Source organism: Candidatus Hydrogenedentota bacterium (assembly GCA_012523015.1).
Taxonomy (GTDB): Bacteria; Hydrogenedentota; Hydrogenedentia; order Hydrogenedentales; family CAITNO01; genus JAAYBJ01.
The window spans coordinates 1-3,732 of sequence record JAAYJI010000097.1; the positions used below are offsets into that span (position 1 = coordinate 1).

A 3,732-nucleotide genomic window follows, 5' to 3' on the forward strand; every position below is an offset into this window, starting at 1 on the left:
TAAGTATAGGCGGGCGAATCTGCCGGAAATCCCTGGTATTGACTTGCATTGACACCCGGGACACTGACCCGGAAGGTATTGAACTAATAATGGTTAAAACATCGTTCCATTTCATGATCCCAATCTGCCCAATCTATACGAGGACAAAGCGCTTCTTAGTCAAAGATCTGTAATGCTTCCCGAGACAAATCGTTGTAAAAGTCGGGAACTCCCTTTTCCCATGAAAGGGCAGGGGAGATGTCCGGCGCAGGATCATAAGGGCTTATGCGATGATCACGAAAACTTTCCCAATATTTGTTTAATATGGCACGTTTATCTTCAGGTGTGACGAGACCTTGATATTGATACACTGAACCTGCGCTAAACCCAAAAGCCGTTTTGCAGCTCGCACGATCAGGAAGTTCGAAACCATAAACACGGAGAGAAAGGGGTACCGCCTGTTCGTAGCCGTCGGCTTTCAATACAATATGCCCCCTATAGGTACCGGCAGGTGTCCCCTTCGGAGCGTAAACACGAATCCATAAGGGTTGGTTCAGCTGCGCCTCCAAGCTTTGCTGCGAATCTATCGGGGGAAGAGGATCCGGCCACAAACCGACTGTACCCAAGGTATCCGAGACTCGTTGTATATGGAGATAACGCACCCATAAGACTTCCACGCATTCCGCCGCAATTTGATGTTGGTTTGAGCCGATGAGCACAGTTGGTTTGGCTGAGAAATGGCTGAGCTCCTTTTCCGGGCGCACAACCAATTGCGCGGCTTCACGCTCATTTTGTGCAAGCTCGATCCGGATCTCCTTGCTCTTACGTGTGGGAAGAGTACGATCCCGGCTAACCTTCCAGCCGGAGGAAGCCCACCATAAAGCGACGTCGGGATGATCGCTATTGAGCAATTCACCGTAATTTTCAGAATAAAGAATACACCCTTCGTTTACGTACTCGCTCCATAAAGTATGACAAAACAGTAGGAGCACGATACTAATACCCCAATGAGTTTTTGGAAGCATATTCTTTTCCTTTAGATCTTTCGTTACGTTCCTTTGACTCTCGTGGTTATGGCGTGGTTTCTGGGAATGTCCGTTATAGGATTGGATCCCCACTCAAAAAAGGGTTTTTGTGCGGGCTCTTTTGTAAAATTATGCACTGAGTAAAGCCAACCTGATACACTGTACACAACGAAAACACCGAAAGTTGGGGGCTCCCTTAGCCTTTTTCAACGATGAGGATCTCCATGCGCTCCAATCAACTCAACGTTTTTATGCTTCTTGGAACAGTATTCCTTTTTCAAAGCGCCTCTCATGCCGCGCCACTCGACAACACCAAAGTAGAGGGATACAAAGGAATTTGGTTCAGTCTGGGACAGCATAGCGAATACGGCGACAAATATTCCGGTGGACTGGGGACCTATACTGCCAAACATGTCCCTATTGCGTGCTATAGCGAAGAAGCCCAAAAAACATTTTTTGTATATGGCGGCGCCCGTGACGCGTTGGATACCCATTTGTTGATTATGGCGTCCTATTATGATCACAAGAAGGGCACTGTCCCGAAGCCGACAGTCGTTTGCGATAAAGAAGTGGTAAGTGATCCTCATGATAACGGCAGTATTCTACTGGATGGATCGGGTCATCTTTGGGTATTTGTCAGTGGCCGAGGTCGAAATCGTCCCGGATACACATACCGCAGCCTCAGCCCCTTCAGTATAGACCGCTTCGAAAGAATCAGGGAAAAGGAATTGACCTATCCCCAGCCTTGGTATATTCCGGACAAGGGTTTCTTTCATTGTTTTACCAAATATACAAAAGGCAGAGAATTGTATTGGGAAACGAGTGCTGACGGGTATGAATGGACAGAGGATAAGAAACTGGCGGGCTTTGGGGGGCATTACCAAATTTCATGTCTCCACGAAGAGCGCCTCGCCACCGCCTTCAATTATCATCCACACGCTTCGGTGGATAAGCGAACGAATTTATATTATGTCGAAAGCACTGATTTCGGAATGAGCTGGCACAATATTTCCGGACAAAGCTTAGAGGCACCTTTAGACGATAAACACAATGCAGCCCTGATCCATGATTTTGAGTCTGAAGGCCGATTGGTTTATCTCAAAGACATGGCTTTCGACAGTCAAGGATATCCGGTAATCCTGGTCGTTACCAGTGCCGACTATCAACCGGGACCCTCGGGCGATCCGCGTCTATGGACACTGATACGCTGGAACGGGACAAAATGGCAGCTTACGGAAGTCACTGTTTCCGACCATAATTACGATATGGGTTCTCTCTATATCAGTTCGGGAAAAGAATGGCGTATAATTGCTCCTACAGCACCGGGACCTCAACCATGGGGCACAGGCGGTGAAATGGTCTTATGGAAAAGTGAAGACAACGGAAACTCGTGGAACAAAGTTTCAGATATTACGCGAAACAGCGTTAGAAACCATGCCTATGCACGACGCCCGGTAAATGCCCATCCTGATTTCTTCGCCTTTTGGGCCGATGGTAATCCCGAAACCCTGTCTGAATCCCATTTGTATTTTACAGACAGCAAGGGCAGCCAAGTTTGGGAACTTCCCTATACGATGGACAAAGACTTTGCCACACCCAAGACCCTGTATTCCGAAAAATGAAAATGATTTCTTATGAAAAAAAATCCTTCTCTTCATGATAGCAATGCGATGACGCCCTTGCCGATGACGCGTTAAGATATGAAAGCCCGCCATTGGTATGCCATTGATATTTAATTGATTAGTGGCGATGCCTATGTGGATCACCCTTCTTTTGGCACTGCCTTATTAGCCCGTGTCCTTGAGAAAGAAGGCTTTCGTGTCGGCATCATTGCACAGCCCCGTTGGACAACTCCCGATGATTTCACAGTAATGGGACGACCTCGTCTTTTCGCCGGTATAACGGCAGGCGCTGTAGACTCTATGTTGGCGCATTATACTGCCTTTCGCAAACTCCGGCGTGATGATGCCTATACACCGGGCAATGTTCACGGGAAACGACCGAACCGCGCTTCTCTCGTTTATACAAGCATGATACGCAACGCCTTCCCGGGCTTACCTGTCGTATTGGGCGGTATTGAAGCGTCTATGCGCCGTGCAAGCCATTATGATTTTTGGACCGATAAGATACGCCGTTCGATCTTGCTGGACAGCAAAGCAGACTTGCTTGTTTGCGGCATGGGGGAACGGGCGATTGTGGATATAGCCCATCGCCTTAATGGCAGTGACCCTTATGAAAAAGAGCTGCTTTGGGGTATTCCCGGCACCGCCTTCGCGTGTTCTTCCCAAACCGATATGAGCCTTTATCCTTACTTTCCGGATCCCGAACATCTGGAAGAGCTGCCCAGCCATGAAGCCATTCTAGAAGATGCAGCAGCGCTGATGGGAGCCACCTTGACCATCGAAAAACACAGTCGCCAACAAGGACAGTGGCTCATCCAAAAAGCGGGAAATCAACAGGTTTTTTTCACAAGTCCTGCACTTCCGCTGACCACGCCGGAACTGGACGCCCTCTACAGCCTGCCCTTTACACGGCGACCCCATCCCCACTATAAAGCGCCTATTCCGGCAGCGGAAATGATTCAATTTAGCATAACGGCTCACCGCGGATGTGCAGCGGCTTGCACCTTTTGCGCCCTGACCCAACACCAAGGGCGGCAAATACAATCGCGAAGCACCCAATCTATCGTCGATGAGATGAACGAATTTTTAAAACATCCAGACTGGAA

The 3,732-nt window shown here is 48.5% G+C and carries 3 protein-coding genes; 2 read left to right on the forward strand and 1 reads right to left on the reverse strand.

Annotated features, from left to right (window positions below):
• Positions 1-155: 155 nt before the first annotated feature.
• A complete protein-coding gene (locus GX117_04340) occupies positions 156-1,004 on the reverse strand; it encodes a hypothetical protein (GenBank protein NLO32572.1) in 849 nt (282 codons plus the stop codon).
• A gap of 224 nt (positions 1,005-1,228) precedes the next feature.
• On the opposite strand from GX117_04340, the gene GX117_04345 reads away from it, so the two are divergent.
• The gene (locus tag GX117_04345; protein ID NLO32573.1) at positions 1,229-2,626 is read left to right on the forward strand and encodes a hypothetical protein; all 1,398 of its coding nucleotides are present in this window, start codon (positions 1,229-1,231) and stop codon (positions 2,624-2,626) included.
• Positions 2,627-2,740: 114 nt separating this feature from the next.
• A partial coding sequence (locus GX117_04350) for a YgiQ family radical SAM protein (protein NLO32574.1) occupies positions 2,741-3,732 on the forward strand: 992 nt, incomplete at its 3' end.